Source organism: Pseudorhodobacter aquimaris (assembly GCF_001202025.1).
Lineage (GTDB): Bacteria > Pseudomonadota > Alphaproteobacteria > Rhodobacterales > Rhodobacteraceae > Pseudorhodobacter > Pseudorhodobacter aquimaris.
Genome location: NZ_LGHS01000037.1, coordinates 1 through 18,315, shown reverse-complemented (window position 1 = coordinate 18,315; position 18,315 = coordinate 1). Strand labels below are relative to the sequence as shown.

The 18,315-nt window shown below is 60.0% G+C and carries 19 protein-coding genes; 8 read left to right on the top strand and 11 right to left on the bottom strand.

Annotated elements, in window-relative coordinates; genetic code table 11:
* Positions 1-3 precede the first annotated feature (3 nt).
* From AKU94_RS04990 to AKU94_RS04980, 3 genes are all read right to left on the bottom strand, one after another.
* Positions 4-1,080 (bottom strand): 5-(carboxyamino)imidazole ribonucleotide synthase, encoded by a 1,077-nt coding sequence (locus tag AKU94_RS04990; protein ID WP_050526229.1) that lies wholly within the window; start codon positions 1,078-1,080, stop codon positions 4-6.
* On the bottom strand, positions 1,073-1,558 hold the full coding sequence (gene purE, locus AKU94_RS04985; RefSeq protein ID WP_050526228.1) for a 5-(carboxyamino)imidazole ribonucleotide mutase: 486 nt from the start codon (positions 1,556-1,558) through the stop codon (positions 1,073-1,075). Before purE ends, AKU94_RS04990 begins: the two co-directional genes overlap by 8 nt.
* A gap of 98 nt (positions 1,559-1,656) precedes the next feature.
* The gene (locus tag AKU94_RS04980) at positions 1,657-1,875 is read right to left on the bottom strand and encodes a YdcH family protein (protein WP_050526227.1); all 219 of its coding nucleotides are present in this window, start codon (positions 1,873-1,875) and stop codon (positions 1,657-1,659) included.
* Positions 1,876-2,074: 199 nt separating this feature from the next.
* Here AKU94_RS04980 and AKU94_RS04975 point away from each other — a divergent pair, with 199 nt between their 5' ends.
* Together AKU94_RS04975 and AKU94_RS04970 are read left to right on the top strand one after the other, a co-directional pair.
* Positions 2,075-2,488, top strand: a complete 414-nt coding sequence (locus AKU94_RS04975) for an Hsp20 family protein (protein WP_050526226.1) — start codon at positions 2,075-2,077, stop codon at positions 2,486-2,488.
* A 12-nt stretch (positions 2,489-2,500) separates the two neighbouring features.
* Positions 2,501-2,728, top strand: coding sequence for a DUF1150 family protein (locus AKU94_RS04970; protein WP_050526245.1), 228 nt, complete (start codon positions 2,501-2,503; stop codon positions 2,726-2,728).
* Positions 2,729-2,776: 48 nt separating this feature from the next.
* On the opposite strand, the gene trxB is transcribed toward AKU94_RS04970, so the two are convergent.
* A complete protein-coding gene (gene trxB, locus AKU94_RS04965) occupies positions 2,777-3,718 on the bottom strand; it encodes a thioredoxin-disulfide reductase (protein WP_050526225.1) in 942 nt (313 codons plus the stop codon).
* Between the two features lie 175 nt (positions 3,719-3,893).
* On the opposite strand from trxB, the gene AKU94_RS04960 reads away from it, so the two are divergent.
* The gene (locus AKU94_RS04960; RefSeq protein WP_050526224.1) at positions 3,894-4,394 is read left to right on the top strand and encodes an Lrp/AsnC family transcriptional regulator; all 501 of its coding nucleotides are present in this window, start codon (positions 3,894-3,896) and stop codon (positions 4,392-4,394) included.
* 3 nt (positions 4,395-4,397) lie between these two features.
* On the opposite strand, the gene pgeF is transcribed toward AKU94_RS04960, so the two are convergent.
* From pgeF to lgt, 3 genes are read right to left on the bottom strand one after another with little or no spacing between them, the layout of a single operon-like run.
* Positions 4,398-5,150 (bottom strand): peptidoglycan editing factor PgeF, encoded by a 753-nt coding sequence (gene pgeF / locus AKU94_RS04955; RefSeq protein ID WP_050526223.1) that lies wholly within the window; start codon positions 5,148-5,150, stop codon positions 4,398-4,400.
* A gap of 1 nt (position 5,151) precedes the next feature.
* Positions 5,152-6,216, bottom strand: a complete 1,065-nt coding sequence (locus AKU94_RS04950) for a class I SAM-dependent methyltransferase (protein WP_050526222.1) — start codon at positions 6,214-6,216, stop codon at positions 5,152-5,154.
* Positions 6,203-7,084, bottom strand: a complete 882-nt coding sequence (gene lgt / locus AKU94_RS04945) for a prolipoprotein diacylglyceryl transferase (protein ID WP_050526221.1) — start codon at positions 7,082-7,084, stop codon at positions 6,203-6,205. Before lgt ends, AKU94_RS04950 begins: the two co-directional genes overlap by 14 nt.
* Before the next feature lie 147 nt (positions 7,085-7,231).
* Between lgt and AKU94_RS04940 the strand changes: the two genes are divergently transcribed.
* Together AKU94_RS04940 and AKU94_RS04935 are read left to right on the top strand one after the other, a co-directional pair.
* The gene (locus tag AKU94_RS04940) at positions 7,232-7,477 is read left to right on the top strand and encodes an accessory factor UbiK family protein (RefSeq protein ID WP_050526244.1); all 246 of its coding nucleotides are present in this window, start codon (positions 7,232-7,234) and stop codon (positions 7,475-7,477) included.
* A 35-nt stretch (positions 7,478-7,512) separates the two neighbouring features.
* Positions 7,513-8,361 (top strand): fumarylacetoacetate hydrolase family protein, encoded by an 849-nt coding sequence (locus AKU94_RS04935; protein ID WP_050526220.1) that lies wholly within the window; start codon positions 7,513-7,515, stop codon positions 8,359-8,361.
* Between the two features lie 108 nt (positions 8,362-8,469).
* Here AKU94_RS04935 and murJ read toward each other — a convergent pair whose 3' ends face one another.
* The 3 genes from murJ to AKU94_RS04920 are packed head-to-tail and all read right to left on the bottom strand — an operon-like array spanning position 8,470 to position 14,042.
* The gene (gene murJ, locus AKU94_RS04930; RefSeq protein WP_050526219.1) at positions 8,470-10,017 is read right to left on the bottom strand and encodes a murein biosynthesis integral membrane protein MurJ; all 1,548 of its coding nucleotides are present in this window, start codon (positions 10,015-10,017) and stop codon (positions 8,470-8,472) included.
* On the bottom strand, positions 10,014-12,845 hold the full coding sequence (locus AKU94_RS04925; RefSeq protein ID WP_083444942.1) for a [protein-PII] uridylyltransferase: 2,832 nt from the start codon (positions 12,843-12,845) through the stop codon (positions 10,014-10,016). The genes murJ and AKU94_RS04925 overlap by 4 nt, the downstream gene beginning before the upstream one ends.
* A gap of 27 nt (positions 12,846-12,872) precedes the next feature.
* Positions 12,873-14,042 carry a penicillin-binding protein activator gene (locus AKU94_RS04920; protein WP_050526218.1) on the bottom strand — a complete coding sequence of 390 codons (1,170 nt, stop codon included), beginning with the start codon at positions 14,040-14,042 and terminating at the stop codon, positions 12,873-12,875.
* 101 nt (positions 14,043-14,143) lie between these two features.
* On the opposite strand from AKU94_RS04920, the gene rsmI reads away from it, so the two are divergent.
* The 3 genes from rsmI (at position 14,144) to gshB (ending at position 16,396) form a co-directional block, all read left to right on the top strand.
* Entirely contained in the window at positions 14,144-15,043 is a 900-nt protein-coding gene (rsmI, locus tag AKU94_RS04915) for a 16S rRNA (cytidine(1402)-2'-O)-methyltransferase (protein ID WP_050526242.1), read from the top strand.
* Positions 15,040-15,393, top strand: a complete 354-nt coding sequence (locus AKU94_RS04910) for a YraN family protein (RefSeq protein WP_050526217.1) — start codon at positions 15,040-15,042, stop codon at positions 15,391-15,393. The genes rsmI and AKU94_RS04910 overlap by 4 nt, the downstream gene beginning before the upstream one ends.
* 61 nt (positions 15,394-15,454) lie before the next feature.
* Entirely contained in the window at positions 15,455-16,396 is a 942-nt protein-coding gene (gene gshB, locus AKU94_RS04905) for a glutathione synthase (protein ID WP_050526216.1), read from the top strand.
* 45 nt (positions 16,397-16,441) lie between these two features.
* Here gshB and AKU94_RS04900 read toward each other — a convergent pair whose 3' ends face one another.
* Positions 16,442-17,959 (bottom strand): YifB family Mg chelatase-like AAA ATPase, encoded by a 1,518-nt coding sequence (locus AKU94_RS04900; RefSeq protein WP_050526215.1) that lies wholly within the window; start codon positions 17,957-17,959, stop codon positions 16,442-16,444.
* Between the last annotated feature and the right edge of the window lie 356 nt (positions 17,960-18,315).

Sequence of the window (18,315 nt, the reverse complement as noted above, 5' to 3'; positions counted from 1 at the left end):
GCCCTAGGCGATCCCGCGTGTGATGCGGTTGACATGACCCATCTTGCGGCCGGGGCGGGCCTCCGGCTTGCCATACATATGCAGGGCCGCGTTGCGTTCGGCCAGAATCGCGGGGATGCGGTCGATATCATCCCCGATCAGGTTCTCCATCGTCACATCGGCAAAGCGTGACCCGTCGCCAAGCGGCAATCCCGCCACCGCGCGGATATGCTGTTCGAACTGATCGACCGCACAGCCGTTCTGGGTCCAATGCCCCGAATTATGCACACGTGGCGCGATCTCGTTCACGATCAGGCCTTTTGGTGTCACGAAAAGCTCTACCCCCAACACGCCGACATAATCCAGCGCGTTCAGGATGCGGGCGGCCAGCAACACGGCATCGCTGCGCTGGTTGGGCGAAAGCTTGGCGGGAACGGTGGTGCTGTGCAGAATGCCCGCATGATGGACATTCTCACCCGGATCATAGGCCGCAACCGACCCGTCAAGCCCGCGCGCGGCGATCACGGACACCTCATGGCTGAAGTCGATAAAGCCTTCGAGCACGGCCTCGGCCCCGTTCATTGCCTCAAGGGCCTCGGCGGCATCGCCCGCCTCCATGATCCGTGCCTGCCCCTTGCCGTCATAGCCAAGCCGCGTGGTTTTCAGAATTGCAGGCGCGCCGATATCGGCCAGGGCCGCATCCAGATCCGCACGCGAGGTGACGCGCGCATAGGGGGCCACCGACAGGCCCAAACCCGTCAGGAAATCCTTTTCCGCGATCCGGTCCTGACTGATGGCCAGTGCGCGACGGCCGGGACGGATCGGGCGCAAAGCTTCTAGCAGGTCAAGCGCTTCGGTGGGGATATTCTCAAACTCATAGGTGATGACGTCCACCGAAGCCGCAAAGGCGGTCAGGGCGGCCACATCATTATAGGCGGCGGTTGTCAGACGGTGCGCCACCTCGGCGGCGGGCGGGGCCGCGCCGGGTTCAAAGATATGGGTTTTATACCCAAGCCGCGCCGCCGCGACCGAGAGCATCCGGCCAAGCTGCCCGCCGCCTAGAATGCCGATTGTCGTGCCAAACGGAAGGGGATCAGTCATCGACAGGCTCCTCGGGGATAGAGGCGGAAAGGGCGTCGCGCCATGTTTCAAGCCGCGCGGCAAGGGCGGGATCATTCAGCGCCAGAATCCCTGCCGCCATCAGCCCCGCATTGGCCGCACCCGCAGCCCCGATTGCCATGGTCGCCACCGGAAACCCGCGCGGCATCTGCAAAATGGAATAGAGGCTGTCGACGCCCGAAAGGGCGCGGGTCTGGACCGGCACGCCGATCACCGGCACGCGGGTCTTGGAGGCCATCATACCGGGCAAATGTGCGGCCCCGCCGGCGCCAGCGATAATCACCTTCAGCCCGCGATCTACCGCCGTCTTGCCATAGGTCCAAAGCCTGTCTGGGGTGCGATGGGCCGAAACGATCTTGGCCTCATAAGGCACGCCAAGCGCATCAAGCATCTCTGCCGCTTCTTTCATCGTTGGCCAGTCTGACTGGCTTCCCATGATGATTCCCACCTCAACGGTCATGCTGCCCCCTGTTAAAACAAGGCGCGACTATACAAGCGACAGCCCCAAGGGCAAGACACAACAGCCTGCCTGGTTTCGGGAAAAGCCGCCGAAACGGATCACGCAATAATATCGGGGATCAGCTCGTCTTCGATTTTTACGATCTGTTCTTTCAGGGCCAGCTTTTGCCGTTTGTGCCGCCGCAGCAAAAGCTGGTCGGGGTTTACGCCGGCCTCTTCTGCCTGAATGACAAGGTCCAGTTCGCGATGCTCGCGTTGCAAAACGGCAAGCCGGATTTGCAGCATTTCAGTATGTTCAAGTTGGGTTGAGGCGTTCATTGCAAGCTTTTCGCTGAGTCGTTATTTTCTGTGTATTTCACTATAACGCACAATTCGGCCAAGTGTACGAAAACTGTGGTCAAATCCGCGAAACAGCCCCTCTTGCAGCAGGGGGTGAAGCATCCCATATTATAAATGTGTCAGGTGCCTGATATCAGGGCCTGTTTTACCGAACTGTCGCTTTGTAAAGGACATGTCGATGACAAAACTGAGCTTTGGGGCCCATCCCCATCTGTTGGGGTTTGAGCAGCTGGAACGGTTGGTCGAACGGACCGCCAAAACCGCTGCCGAGGGGTATCCCCCATTCAATATTGAGGCGGTCTCGGAAAACGAGTATCGCATCACCCTTGCCGTTGCGGGGTTTCGTGACGACGATCTGAATATCACCGTGGAAAACCGCCAATTGGTGATCCGTGGCCGTCAGGCAGAAGAGGACGGCGAACGAATGTTCCTGCACCGCGGGATTGCGGCGCGGGCGTTTCAACGCTCTTTCGTGCTGGCCGAGGGGGTCGAGGTGGCGCGCGCCGCCCTTGAACACGGGTTGTTGCACATTGATCTACGGCGCTCGGTTCCCGATGTCGTCGTGCAAACCATCCCGATTGATCGCAGGTAAGGAGACATGCAAATGAATACGACTTTTGATAAGCTTTCCGGCACTGGGGATCGTACCGTCTATGTCCGCGCCGTCGAGGTTGCCGATCTGCCAAGCGAGCTGCGTGAGCAGGTCGAAGGGTTGACCCAGATCTTTTCGGTGCACCGTGAGGATGGGGAGCGTCTGGCGCTGGTCGCCAATAAGGGGCTCGCCTTTGCCTTGGCGCGCGAACATGATTTCGCGCCTGTCAGCGTGCATTGAATTGCCACTGTCCAAGACCCCGCAGCGTTGCGGGGTCTTGGACTGATATTACTCTTGTTCTGACAGAAAACGCTCGGCATCCAGCGCAGCCATACAGCCCATGCCTGCCGAAGTGACAGCCTGACGGTAAACATCATCCGTCAGATCGCCCGCAGCAAAGACACCCGGAATCGATGTTTGGGTGCTGCCCGATTTTACCTTTACATATTTACCGCTGTGCAATTCCAGTTGCTCTGCGACCAGCTCAGATGCAGGGGCGTGGCCGATGGCGACAAAGAAACCGTCACATGGGATGTCGGTGGTCTCGCCCGTCTCGACATGTTTGGCACGCACGCCCGTTACGCCCAATGGATTTTCATCCCCCAGCACCTCGTCGATCGCGTGGTCCCAAAGCACCTCTACCTTGGGGTGTTTGAACAAACGGTCCTGCATGATCTTTTCGGCCCGCAGGCTGTCGCGGCGGTGGATCAGCGTGACTTTACTGGCAAAATTGGTCAGGAACAGCGCCTCTTCGACAGCGGTATTGCCACCGCCGACAACGACGACCTCTTTGCCACGGTAAAAGAAGCCGTCGCAGGTGGCACAGGCCGAAACGCCAAAGCCCTTGAATTTTTCTTCGGACGGCAGGCCCAGCCATTTGGCCTGCGCGCCGGTGGCAAGGATCACGGCATCGGCGGTAAAGGTGGTGCCGCTGTCGGCCTGTGCGGTAAAGGGCCGCTTGGACAGATCGAGGCTGGAGATATAGTCGGAGATCACCTCGGCGCCCATGGCCTTGGCATGTTCTTCCATCCGCACCATCAGGTCGGGACCTTGGACATGGGTGTCGCCGGGCCAGTTTTCGACCTCGGTGGTGATGGTCAGCTGGCCGCCGGGTTGCAGGCCCTGAACCAGAATGGGATTGGTCATGGCGCGCGCGGCATAAACAGCCGCAGTATAGCCGGCAGGGCCGGAGCCGATGATCAGGATTTTGGTGTGACGTGTTTCAGCCATGATGCCCCCAAGTGCTTTGTGTCCCGCCCCATATAGGCCCTCGCTTCGCGGTCGAAAACCCCCTGTAAAAGTCGCGTGATAAAAGCTTGCGCAAATGCGAAAGAATGTTGCGCAAAGCAGGTATAAAACATAAGGTCTGGCACGATATGCAGTAACTTGAAGTGGATCGAAGACTATGGCCGGCTCTAAACTGGATCCGATTGACCGCCAAATTCTTGCGGAATTGCAGGCGGATGGGCGGATGACCAATGTTGAACTGGCAAAACGTGTGGGGATTTCCGCCCCGCCGTGCCTGCGCCGTGTGCGGACCCTGGAGGAAAGCGGATATATAAAAGGCTATCACGCCGATATCGACGCGCGCGAAATGGGGTTTGAGGTGCAGGTTTTTGCAATGCTGCGTCTGCACAGCCAGGCCGAGAGCGATCTTTCGGCCTTTGAGGCGCGTTGTCAGTCTTGGCCTTTGGTGCGCGAATGTCACATGCTGAACGGTGAAATCGACTTTATCCTGAAATGCGTCGCACCGGATCTGTCGACCTTTCAAAGCTTTCTGACCGGAGAGCTGCTGACTTCGGTAAATGTGGCCAGTGTGAAAACAAGCCTGGTCATTCGCGGCGCCAAGGATGAGCCGGGCGTCCCCTTTGAGGTGCTCGAGGCACGTCTGAACCGCAACGCCTGACAATCAGAGCCGGATCGTCGCGATCAATCGGCCATAGTCGGCCTCTTTCTGGTGGGTGGCGCGGCGGTAAGAGAAAAAGCGGTCGGGGTCGTTATAGGTGCAATGGCGGGTCCATTCCGCATGGCCGACCCCGGCATTGCGCAGACGCCAAAGGCCAAAGGCTGGCAGGTCGAACATCGCGCGATCCCCCGCTCCACCTGCGAAAAAGCGGGCATGTTCGGGATCATCGTCGATAAAGCTCTCCACAAATTCCGGCCCGACCTCATAGGCGGCCTGGGAAATGCAGGGGCCAATGATGGCTGTGGTGCTCTCGCGGCTGGCCCCCAATGCCTCCATCGCCGTCAGTGTGGCCTCCAGCACGCCGTCCTTGCCGCCGCGCCAGCCCGCATGGGCTGCCCCGATCACACCTGCACCGGCATCGGCAAAAAGCACGGGCTGGCAATCGGCGGTCAGAATACCAAGAGCGATGCCGGGTGTGGCCGTTACCATGGCATCGGCACGCGGTGGCGGGCTGACCGGCTCGGTCAGGGTTACCACATCGGCGGAATGCACCTGATCAAGGGTTTGCAGCATCATTGGCGCAATCCCCATCGCCTCGGCAACGCGTGCGCGGTTGATCGTCACCACATTCGATTGGTCCGAACTGCCCGGCCCGCAGTTCAACCCGTGGAATATCCCCGAAGATGCCCCCCCCTTGCGGGTAAAAAAACCGTGCTTAACGGTGGTAAGCGCGTCGGATGTGATGATTTCCAGCATGTCAGTCAAACCCCGGTGGCGCCGGGCTATGGGGGGGATAGATGGCCAGCGCTTTAAACAAACTTCCCATTTCTTCGGCGCGGGTCAAGCGCTGTGTGGCGCTAAGGTGATTTTCCAGCGCTTGCCCCGTTAGCCCGTGTGACAATTTTTCGGCCCGTGCCCCGATGCCCAAACGTGCCAAAAGCGCACCCTGATCGGTCATTTTCGTGGCCTGCGCAGGGGTTGCAGCCTCGGCCAGTGCCTCAAAATCGACATGGGCGGTTATATCCGCCAAACCGGGCGCGGCCAATGGGTCGACAAAGGCATGGGCCTGCATCGCCTGCAACGTATCCCCCTTGGAGCGCCAGTTGCCATAGTCGATGATCAGGGCCGCCCCGCCTTGTGCGGCGATCTGGCTGCCGAGCCGCGCCATGATCGGGGTTGCCTCGGGCCGCAGCTCCACCAGCTCGCCGGGATTTGTATCCTCTAGCCGGTGACGGAGGTCGGGCAGATCGATGGGGGCGGCATGGCCCAAGGTCAGCTTGCCCTCCACCGCGCCGATGATGGTTTCACACCAGCCCTGAATATGGCGGGTGAACTGGCGGATGGGCAGCGCGTCAAAAAATTCATTGGCGATCAGGAACAGGGGCAGATCATCGGGCAGGGATTGGATGTCATCTGCCCATGTCACATCATGACCACTCAGGGCGGCGTTTTGCGCGGCCCGCAAGGGGGGGGAGGCCTCTATCAGATGGATCCGGGCTGCGGCGTGGAACCCCGGCACCATACGCGTCGCGCGAAGCAGATCGGCCATCAGGGTGCCGCGACCGGGGCCAAGCTCTGCCAGTATGATAGGGGTGGGGGCGCCTTGATCGACCCAGGCCTGTGCGATGCAAAGGCCCAACAGTTCCCCGAACATCTGGCTGATCTCGGGGCTGGTGATGAAATCGCCCGCCCGTCCCAAAGGGTCGCGGGTGGTGTAATAGCCGTGCTCGGGATGCAGCAGGCATTCGGCCATAAAGCGGTCCAGTGTCAGGGGGCCGGTTGCCGCGATTTGGGTCAGCAGAAGGGCTTCAAGCTTGCTCACGGCGCGCCCGTCCCAAAAGCCAAAGCCCTGCAAGGATCATCGGCAGTGACAACATCTGCCCCATGGTCAGCCCGTATCCGCCGCTTTGAAAGGCAAGGCCCAAGGGGTTGCCCTCGGTGACGAATTGCGCGTCGGGCTGGCGGAAAAACTCCACCAAAAACCGTGCCGCACCGTAACCTGCCAGAAACAGCCCCGTGATTTGGCCCGGACGCTTCAACCAGCCGCGCCGGAACGCCAGCCATAGCAGCACCGCACCCAGCAACAGCCCTTCAAGCGCGGCCTCATAAAGCTGGCTGGGATGGCGCGCGCAGATGCCAGCGACCTCGGGGCAATATTGCGCGGCCTCACCCGGAAAGGCGACGCCCCAAGGCAGATCGGTTGCGCGGCCCCAAAGCTCGGCGTTGATGAAATTGGCAATCCGGCCCAAGAGCAACCCCGTGGGGGCCGCCAGCGCCAAAAGGTCGGCCGCGGGCGAAAGCGGGATCTTTTCTGCACGGAAAAACAGATAGGAGGCCATTGCGACGCCCAAGAATCCGCCATGAAACGACATGCCGCCCTGCCAGACCTTCAGTATCTCCATCGGGTGCGACAGGTAGTATTCGGGCTGATAAAACAGCACAAACCCCAGCCGCCCGCCCAGGATGACCCCCGCGATCACCCATGTCAGCAGCCGTTCGACCTGCTCCGGCGTCATGGGGGCATCCTGTGCCCAAACGGGGGCCGCAATCGCGCGCAGCACGATCCGCCAGCCAATGATCAGGCCCGCGATATAGGCCAGCGCATACCAGCGCAGCGCGAATGTCATGCCGCCGATGCTGATCGAAAACAAATCGGGTGAGATATTGGGAAAGGCGATATAGCCCTGCATCTGGGTATCCTTCTGGAGCGCGGTCGGCGGCCATGCTTGTCGGGCGCGTGCGGCTTGATGTCAACCAATTCACCACATCTGCTTGCCCCGAAGGCGATGCGTTGCCATATAGGAATTTCAGACACTGGCACCATGAAGGAGGCCCTGATGCAAAAGAACAACAAGTTTTTTGACGACATGTCGCAACTGATGACCAACGCGATGGGCGTGGCTCAAGGCGCCAAGACCGAGGCCGAAACGGCCATGAACTCCATGGTCGACCGTTGGTTGGCCAGCCGTGATTTCGTGACGCGTGAGGAATTCGACGCCGTGCGCACGATGGCCCAGAAAGCGCGTGAGGAAAACGCAGCCCTTTTGGCGCGGATCGAGGCGCTTGAGGGTAAAAAAGGCTGATTTGCCAACGCGGGACCAACCAGAGGAAATAACGGATGAAATTGTTGCGCCATGGCCCAAAGGGTCAAGAGAAGCCGGGGCTTTTGGCCGGTGACGGAAGTATCCGCGATCTGTCGGCCCATGTCGGTGATATCGGCGGAGATGCGCTGACGGATGCGGCGCTTGCCAGACTGGCAGAGATCGACCCGATGTCGCTTCCGCTGGTGGGTGCCGATACACGTTTGGGTGCCTGTGTTGTCGGTACGGGGAAGTTCATCTGTATCGGGCTGAACTATGCCGATCATGCAGCCGAAAGCGGTATGGCTGTCCCGCCCGAGCCGGTGATCTTCATGAAAGCGACCAGTGCTATCTGTGGCCCCAATGATCCGGTTATCATCCCCCGCGGCTCCACAAAAACCGATTGGGAGGTGGAGCTTGCGGTGATTATCGGGACCAGGTGCAAATATGTCCCCGAGGCGGACGCGATGGGCTATGTCGCGGGCTATTGCGTGACCAATGACGTATCTGAACGCAGCTTTCAGACAGAGCGCGCGGGCCAGTGGACCAAGGGGAAATCCTGCGATAATTTCGGGCAGATCGGCCCCTATCTTGTGACACGTGATGAGGTGTCCGATCCGCAAAACCTCAAGATGTGGCTGACGGTGAACGGTCAGAAGATGCAGGATGGATCAACCAAAACAATGGTGTACGGGGTCGCCCATGTGGTGTCTTACCTCAGCCAGTTCATGACGTTGCATCCCGGTGACATCATCTCGACCGGCACCCCGCCCGGTGTGGGTATGGGGATGAAACCGCCGCAATATCTGCGCGCAGGTGATGTGGTTGAACTTTCCGTCGAAGGTCTGGGTCAGCAACGCCAAGAGGTGGTCGCGGATCTGGTTTGACGCTATGCGCGGGCGCGTTTTACATCCGGTCCGTCAGGATCGGATGTAAAACGCCGGGCCCAACCTTGAGGCGGCGCGTCAGCGCCAACGAATGGCGGGAGCCTCCCCCTAGCCGCGCTTGCGGCGCATGGCTCCGGTGAAATCTGACAGCTCGAATGCCCCGATAAAGGCTCCCAGTCCGAAATAGCTGATGACGCCGCTTACCATCAACACCAACAGCGCCCCATAGCGCCAACCCGGCGTATGCAGCGCAACCTCCAAAAGCTCCGCCATCCCTAGCAAACACAGCCCCATCAAAAGGCTGGTCACAAGGATGCGCGGCGCACGGCGGCGCAGGCGGGCATCGGTCGCGGCTGCAAGACCCATGTCGCGCGATCCGCGCCACAGCTGCCACAGCATTACCCAACCCGCAGCAGTGGCAGAAAATGCCGCAGCCGAAAACCCGATCACAGGTGCCAAACCAATCGCCAACCCCGCATTCACCACCATCGCCACCAAAGCGTAATAAAACGGCCTCTTGGTATCTTCGCGTGCAAAATACAGCGGTTGCAGCACTTTTTGCAGAACAAATGCCGGCAGCCCCGCACCATAGATCGCCACGGCCAGCGCGGTGGCGGCGCTGTCTTCGGGGCCAAAACGTCCCCGTTCGAACAGAACCGAAACCAGCGGCAGCGGCACCACCATCAAGGCCACCGCCGAGGGCAGCGTCAGCGCCAGCGCAAATTCGGTGGCGCGGTTCAGGCTGCTCTGCCCGCCCACCTCATCCCCCGCACGCAAACGGCGCGACAGGTCCGGTAGCAAAACCACACCAATCGCAATCGCAACCACCCCCAAAGGCAGTTGATACAAGCGATCGGCATTATAAAGCCAGGCCACCGCATTGTCGTAATAGCTGGCAACCTGCCGCCCGACGACAAGGTTGATCTGGACTACGCCGCCCGCCAACATGGCCGGAATGGCGATGGCGGCAAGCCGCTTCATATCCGGTGTCAGGCGGGGCAGGCGCGGGGAAATGGTCATCCCGGCTCGCCGCGCCGCGATCCAGACCAGCGCCAATTGCGCCGCCCCCGCAACCGGCACCGTCCAGACCAGCGCCGTTCCCGCGTCCCAGCCCAGCCTTGGCCCCATAATCAGCGTGCCCAGAAACAGGACGTTCAACAACACTGGCGCCGCCGCGGCCGCCGCAAAACGCCCCGCAGCATTCAGCACGCCCGAACACAGCGCCGCCAATGAGATAAACAGAATATAGGGAAAGGCAATCCGCCCATAATCGACCGACAAATCAAACCGCTCATCTCCGGCAAAACCCGAAGCCATCGCCAGCACCAAGGCGGGCATGGCAAGCTGGGCGACCAGCGTAAAGACGATCAGGATCGAGGCCAGCCCCGCCGCCGCATCGCGGGCGAATTCTACCGGATCATCCCCCGACTCCAGCTTTTTGGAAAAGATCGGGACGAAGGCGGTGTTAAAAGCTCCCTCGGCAAAGAAACGGCGAAACATATTGGGCAGCGAAAACGCAATGATAAAGGCCTGCGCCACGGGGCCGGTGCCAAGTGTGGCCGCAATCATCACATCGCGGGCAAACCCTAAAAAGCGGCTTGCCAGTGTCCAGCCCCCCACGGTCAGAAATCCACTGACCAGCCGTATTGGTTTCATTCACTTGCCCTTTCGGCACCATCCTTGATGGCCTGGCGCAGCTTTCGTTCCAGCGCCTCTTGCTTGACTTTTGTGTGGAGTTTCAAGCCAAACATATCCTTGACGTAAAAGCTGTCGACCACCTGCGCGCCAAAAGTCGCAATCACGGCACTGGCGATATAGATGTTATTGGCCGCCAATGTGCGTGTCAGATCATACAGCAGGCCGGGGCGGTCGCGGGTGTCGACCTCGACGATGGTATAGATCTCGGAGCCGGTATTATCGAAGGTGATATGGGTCGGAAAACGGAACTCGCGTTCGCGTTTCTTGATCCGGTCCCGGACCTTGAGCGCGTCACGGGGGACAACCTCACCCTTTAGGGTTTTATGGATCATTGAGCGCAAACGTGGCAGTCGGTCGGCCTCATAGGGGTGGCCGGTGCCATCCTGAACCCAGAACACTGCAGTGGCCCAACCATCCTTGGACGTATAGGTGCGCGCATCAACCACATTGGCCCCCACCAGCGCCAAAGCCCCTGCAAGCCGCGAGAAAATGCCCGGATGATCGGCAAGCGCAAAAACGCTGCGGGTGGCGTCGCGATCGGCATCGGGGTGAAGGTCGATGCGGATCTGGTCGGGGGTAATATCGCGCAACATATTGGCAAAGACAGCCTGGGTATCGGTTGAAAGCCCCTGCCAATAGGGGGGGTAATGGCGCGCCAGCTCTGCCCTGACCGCTTTTGGGTCCCATCCTTGCAGTCGTTCGCGCAGTTGCTTCTTGGCCGCCGCCGCGCGGTTCTCACGGTTAAGCGATTCCAGCCCGCCCTCAAGCGCTGTCGTCGTGTCGCGGTGAAGCTGGCGCAGCAGCATCGCTTTCCAGTTGTTCCATGTGTTCGGCCCCACGCCGCGAATATCGCAGACCGTCAGCACACAAAGCAGGTCCAGCCGCTTGCGTGTTTTCACCAGTTTGGCAAAGTCGCGCACGGTGCGTGGCTCTGACAGGTCGCGCTTTTGGGCCACATCCGACATCAAGAGATGATAGCGCACCAGCCATTCCACGGTTTCCGATTCCTCGGCATTCAGGCCAAGGCGCGGGCAAACCTTGCGAGCAATTTGCGCGCCGAGGATAGAGTGGTCCTCGGGGCGGCCCTTGCCGATATCATGCAAGAGCATGGCGACATAAAGCACCTTGCGATTGACCCCGGCCTTGAGAATGCCAGAGGCAACAGGCAGCTCTTCTTGCAACTCTCCGCGTTCGATCTGTGCGAGGTTGGAGATGCACTGGATCGTATGCTCGTCCACCGTATAGTGGTGATAGAGGTTGAACTGCATCATTGCCACGATCGGCTCAAATTCGGGAATGATAGCCGAGAGGACGTCAAGCTCGTTCATCCTGCGCAGTGCGCGCTCGGGGTTGCCGTGTTTGAGCAAAAGATCCAGAAAGATGCGATTGGTCTCGCGGTTGGCGCGCAATTCATCATCGATCCTGTCCAGATTGTTCGAGACGATGCGCATTGTCAGGGGGTGGATCAAATAGCCGGTGCGCAGAGCCTCTTCAAAAACCCGCAGAATATTGAGCGGATGGGCGTCCAGATCATCGCCAGCGCCAAAGGTGATGCGTCCTTGCAGCAGTTCAAACCCGTATTTCAGCTTTTTGCGCCGCCGTTGCGGGCCGATCATCATCGGGGCGGATTTGACGTGCCGTGCCTCCAGCTGTGTCAGGAACACGCGGGTCAACTCACCAACGCGGGTGGCATGGCGGAAATAATCCTGCATGAAATATTCCACCGCACGGCGGCCGGGGGTATCTTTATATCCCACGCGCGCCGCGACCTCGACCTGCAGGTCAAAGGTCAGCCGGTCGGTAGGGCGCTGGGTGACGTAATGCAAATGGCAACGCACATCCCAAAGGAAGTTCTCGGCGGTGGCAAAGAGGTCATATTCATCCTGGCTCAGCAGCCCCGCCTCGACCAGACCAAAGGCCGATTGCACCTCATGCAGGTATTTGCCGATCCAGTAGAGGGTTTGCAGGTCACGCAGCCCGCCCTTGCCCTCTTTGACGTTCGGCTCCAGTACATAGCGCTGCCCGCCTTGCCGTTTGTGGCGATCAGAGCGTTCGTCCAGCTTGGCCTCGATAAATTCGGGGCCAGTGTCGCGGAACAGTTCGGACCACAGCCGGGTACGCAAGTCGCGGGCAAGGGTTTCATCGCCCGCCAGAAAGCGACGTTCCAGCAGGGCGGTGCGTATGGTGATGTCGTCGCGGGCAAGGCGGATACTATCATCGACGGTGCGGGTGGCATGGCCAACCTTCAGCTTCAGATCCCACAGCATATAGAGCATGGATTCAATGATCGATTCCGCCCAGGCCGTGACCTTATAAGGGGTCAGAAACAGCAGATCGACATCCGACTGCGGGGCCATCTCGGCGCGGCCATAGCCACCGACGGCAACAAGGGCGATACGCTCTGCCTCGGTGGGGTTGGGTAGGGGGTGCAGGGTATTGGTCGCGATTTCCAGCGCGATGGAAACCGTGCGGTCGGTCAGCCAAGCAAGGGCCCGGATCAGCCCACGGGCATTGTCGGGCTGTTCTCGAAAGGCGGCTTCCAGATTTGCCTCGGCCTCGGCGCGGGCAGTGGCGAGGTGTTTGACCACGATTGCGCGCACCTGCTGACCTTTGGCCCCATTGGTCTGCGCAATCTCTTGCTGGATCTGATCCAGAAGGGCCGCCTCGTCCAGCAGCGCCTCTGGTGGCAGTAAGAGCTCATCATATGTAAGGTGCGGCAGGCTTGGAAAAGGGATACCCACCTTTGGTCCGGCGGGTATCGCTTGGGCCGCTTTGTTGCGCTGCATAGAGGATCCGATCAAATGGTGGTCGGGTTAATATCCCGCGCCGCCAAAGCTGCGGGGGGCGGCATCGATGATTGCCAGCTGGTTGTTGCTGATCTGGGCCACGGCCAAGGCACGTTCATTGGTGCCGTCACCGCGCAAGCGGAAGATGCCGTTCACGCCGACAAAGCCGGAGTTTTGCGTCAGGGCTTGCGCTGTCAACGCGCCGGAGTTCCCGCTTTTGACCAGCGCGCCGATGGCGGCAATCCCGTCATAGGCAAGGCCGGAAATCGGATGTGGCGGGGTGCCATAGGCCGACATGTAGCGCGACTGATACCGCTGATAAAGCGCGGGGTCCGGCATTGCGAACCAGCCGCCCTGAACGCCGGGCAGGGACATGGTGGCTGCTGGAATATCCCAGCGGGTCAGACCGATAAACTGTGCAACCGAAGGGTCCACACGGTTATCGCGCAGCATCTGTGTCAACAATGGCAGCGCGCCTGCGGTATCTGCGGTCATAAAGACGGCCTGTGCCCCTGTGCTGCGCACTTGGGCGGCAATCTCGGGGGCTGCGCTGACAATGCCGTTTTGCGAGAATTCATAATCCACGCGCGCCACGACAGAGCCGCCTGCGCGCGAAACACCGCGCTCGATCGCGACACGGCCAATCTCACCCGCTGGCGTGCGGTCATTTACGATCAGGATATTCCGTTTGCCCTGACCGACGGAATAAGAGGCAAGCCGGTTGGCGGTATTGGCAAAGGTCGGGCCAAGCACAAAGACATTGCCGCCCGCGATATCGGTGTTGTTGGAGAAGGACAATACATTGACCCCACGCCCGGCCACCGCAACGCCTGCTGCATTGGCGTTTTGTGCGAATACTGGCCCGAGGATAATCTTGGCACCCTCATCAACGGCCTTGATTGCTGCTGTCTGTGCGCCTGCCGGCTTGCCGCCGGTGCTGTAAACGCGCAGATCGATCTTTACGTTGCCAAGGTCGGCAATCGCCAGCCGTGCTGCATTTTGCAAAGAGGTTGCCAGAACGTCATCCCCCGCAGAGCCAGATCCGCTGGGCACCAGCAAGGCCACCGGCACCGGGGCCGAAGTATCAATTGCCGGCCCGCCAACGCCAACAGGTTGGCACGCCGCCAAGGCGATTGCGGCGGCGGCAAGGCTTGCGCGCGTCAGTGACTTGCGGGCAGCTTTTAAAAACGACAACATACGGGTCCCTCATTCCGGTGGTGCAGCACAAGGGATAACCCTATGCGGTTCAAGGAATGAAGTAAACTTTTGACGGGGGTAGGGCAATGGATTCTGACAGCATGGACGCAAGGCCGGCACAGGCGGGCATCGGGGCGTTCCGGCCGGATCCCCGCCCTTTGGCGCCGGGGTTGTATTTTGTGTCGACCCCCATCGGGGCCGCGCGCGATATCACCCTGCGGGGCTTGGATATTCTGGCCAAGGCGGATGTATTGGCCGCCGAGGATACGCGCACCCTCAAACACCTGATGGAGATCCACGGCGTGGCTTTGGGGGATCGGCACGTCTTTGCCTATCATGACCATAATGGCGATGCGATGCGCCCGAAACTCTTGCGTGCATTGGCCGAAGGCAAGTCGGTGGCCTATGCCTCTGAGGCGGGAACCCCCTTGGTTGCCGACCCCGGATTTCAGCTGGGGCGCGCCGCGATTGCCGAGGATCTGCCGGTTTTGGCCGCGCCCGGTGCCTCTGCCGTGCTGGCAGCGCTGACGGTTTCGGGCCTGCCGAGCGACCGTTTCATGTTCGTCGGTTTTGCGCCCGCACAGGCCGGCGCGCGCGCGCGGGTGCTGGCCGAGTTGAAGGACATTCCGGCGACATTGGTCTTTTACGAATCGCCCAAACGTATTCATCGAATTTTATCGGAATTGCGAGATGCTTGGGGCGAGGCGCGCGAGGCTGCGGTTTGCCGCGAACTTACGAAACGATTCGAAGAGGTCACTCGCGGGACATTGGGAAGCCTGGCGGCTGAATTTGAAGACCGCGCGGTAAAAGGCGAGATTGTGCTTTTGGTCGGACGGGCCGTTGCCGAGGCCCCCGATGAAGCTTTCGTCGAGGACCGGCTGCGGCTGGCCTTGGCAGAAAAGTCGGTCAAGGATGCGGCTGCCGAGGTCGCGATGGAAATGGGTCTGGCGCGGCGCGATCTGTATCAGATGGCGCTGAGGCTGACCGAGGAGGATGAATGAGCGGATTGACCTCATATCACGCGGGGCTTGCGGCCGAAGATGCGGTAGAGCGCCATTACCGTGATGCGGGGCTGGCCTTGGCCGCAACGCGCTGGCGTGGCAAATCCGGTGAGATCGACCTGATTATGCGCGACGGTGCGGCGGTGATCTTTGTCGAGGTCAAGAAAGCACGGACACATGCCGAGGCCGCCGCACGTTTATCACCGCGCCAGATGGGCCGGATCTATGCCGCTGCGGCCGAGTTTCTGGCCGGGGAGCCTGCGGGGCAAGACACCGAAAGCCGTTTCGATGTCGCATTGGTGGATTCCTATGGCTATGTCGAAATTATGGAAAACGCATTCGCCGGGTGAAGAAAACTTGTGAAGCCTTGCTGCATGCGGCAAGTAGGGGCAACAGCTAAGAGGATGCGCCATGGCTTTGAAAGTTGCTTTGCAGATGGATCCGATCGGATCCGTGAATATTGACGCCGACAGCACGTTTCGGATTGCTTTTGAAGCGCAATCGCGCGGGCACTCTTTATTCTTTTATACGCCGGACAAGCTGGCCTACCGCGAGGGCCGTGTTGTGGCGCGCGGATTTCCGATTGAGCTGCGCCGTGAGCAGGGCAACCATGTCAGCTACGGCGATGAGGTTGAGGTTGATCTGGCTGATTTCGATGTGGTCTGGCTGCGTCAGGACCCGCCCTTTGATATGGGCTATATTACTACGACGCATTTGCTGGATATGATCCATCCGAAAACGCTGGTGGTGAATGACCCCTTTTGGGTGCGTAATTTCCCCGAAAAGCTGCTGGTGCTGAAATTCCCCGATCTGACGCCGCCCACGCTGATCGCGCGGGATCTGGAAACCATCAAGGCCTTCAAGGCCGAGCATGGGGATATCATCCTCAAGCCGCTTTACGGAAACGGCGGGGCAGGGGTGTTCCGTCTTGGGCCGGACGACCGCAATCTGGCCTCCTTGCATGAGCTGTTCACAGGCATCAACCGTGAGCCGTTGATCGCGCAGAAATTCCTGCCTGCGGTGGCCAAGGGCGACAAGCGCGTGATTTTGGTGAACGGCGATCCCGTTGGCGCGATCAACCGCGTGCCCTTGGCGGGTGAGACCCGGTCCAACATGCATGTCGGCGGGCGTGCCGAGAAGGTGGAACTGACGCCCCGCGATCTTGCGATTTGCGCCGCCATTGGCCCGACCTTGCGCGACAATGGCCAGATTTTCGTGGGTATCGATGTGATCGGGGACTGGCTGACCGAGATCAACGTTACCTCCCCCACCGGTATTCAAGAGCTGGAGCGTTTTGACGGCACCAATACGGCCGCCAAGCTTTGGGATGTGATTGAGGCAAAGCGGGGGTAATCCGTCAGATCACACCCTTTGGCGCGACGATTGCAAGTAAATCGTTCACCCCTGTTTGGTGCCAACCGCCAGACGAAAGCTGACGGCCTCGGCGATATGCGGACTGCGCACCGTTTCGGAATGATCCAGATCGGCGATGGTGCGCGCGACACGCAAAACCCGGTGATAGCCGCGCGCAGTCAGCCCGAAGCGTTCGGCCACGCGTGACAGCAAAGCCTTGCCATCTGCATCGGGGGTGGCGATCTCATCGAGCAGCGCGCCCTCGGCCTCGGCGTTGACGCGGGTGTTCTTGGTATGGGCAAACCGTCTGCTCTGCCGGGCGCGGGCCTCGGCCACGCGCGCGGCGACATCGGCAGAGCTTTCCCCTGCTGCCGGTAGATCAAGGTCGGAATAGGCGACGGGCGGCACCTCGACCCGCAGATCGAAGCGGTCCATCAAGGGACCGGACACGCGGCCCATGTATTCCTCGCCACAAACCGGCACGCGGGCGCAGGCCCGTTCGGGATCTGCCAGATAGCCGCATTTGCAAGGGTTCGCAGCGGCAACCAGTAAAAACCGGCAGGGATAGCGGATATGGGCGTTGGCACGGGCGACCACCACCTCGCTTGTCTCGACCGGCTGGCGCAGAGTTTCCAGAACCTGTCGTGAAAACTCGGGGAATTCATCCATGAACAGCACACCATTATGGGCAAGGCTGATTTGCCCCGGCTTCGCCCCGCGTCCGCCACCAACAATCGCGGCCATAGAGGCAGTGTGATGTGGCTCGCAATAGGGGCGTTGTCGCGATATCCCGCCCCCCGTCAAAAGCCCCGCAAGCGAATGGATCATCGAGGTTTCCAGCGCCTCGATCGGGGACAGGGGGGGCAATATACCCGGCAAGCGCGCCGCCAGCATCGACTTTCCAGACCCGGGCGCGCCGACCATCAGCAAATGATGCCGCCCCGCGGCCGCAATTTCCAGCGCGCGTTTGGCCCGCTCTTGTCCCTTTACATCGGCAAGGTCGCGGGGATGGGATTGTGCGGTAATTTCGCCTGCTTCGGCCGGTGTTATGGGCGACTGTCCGGTGAAATGGCGGATTACCTCTGCCAATGTCGCAGCGCCGAGCACCTGTGTCGCCTCAACCCAGGCCGCTTCGGGCCCCGAGGCGCGCGCGCAAAGCAGGCTGCGATCGGCCTCGGCGGCCGCCATAGCGGCAGGCAGCGTGCCGATGACCGGAACAAGTTGGCCGTCGAGCGACAGTTCCCCCAATGCGACAGTATTCTCGATTGCGTCGCGCGGGATGATTTCCAGTGCCGCCAATAAAGCTAGTGCGATCGGCAGATCAAAGTGGGAACCCTCTTTGGGCAGATCAGCAGGCGAGAGGTTTACGGTGATGCGTTTGGACGGCAGGGCGATGGACATGGCGGAAAGGGCTGCACGCACCCGCTCGCGGGCCTCAGAGACGGCTTTGTCTGGCAGGCCGACGATTCCGAAATGGGGCAGCCCCGGGGAGAGCGCGCATTGTACCTCGACACTTCGCGCTTCGATGCCCTCAAATGCGACCGTATAGGCACGTGCCACCATTGCTTCTGCTCCTGGTTAACTTTTGTTAAGCATTATGAGGGCAATGGTTTACGAAGTGTAAACGTCCCGAAGAAAATTGAGAGCGATAACGGGTCGTCGGACTCGTGTCGTTTTGATTCCCCGTGGGTTAATTCGGTCTGATTCCCTGTCTGGATTCGTAGATTTTCGTTTATTGATTCGTGATTTTGGTTTTGTGTTCTCATTTTTTGTGCGCTGATTTTTTGTTTGTTGTGCTTTTTTTTGTTAACTTTTTCCTTTGTGTGTTGGTGCTTTTGTATTGTTGTCATGTTTTTGCAATTTTTGCTCTTGCGGGTTCTGGGGAGTTTGCCTAAAAGCTGCCTTACCGAAACGAAGAC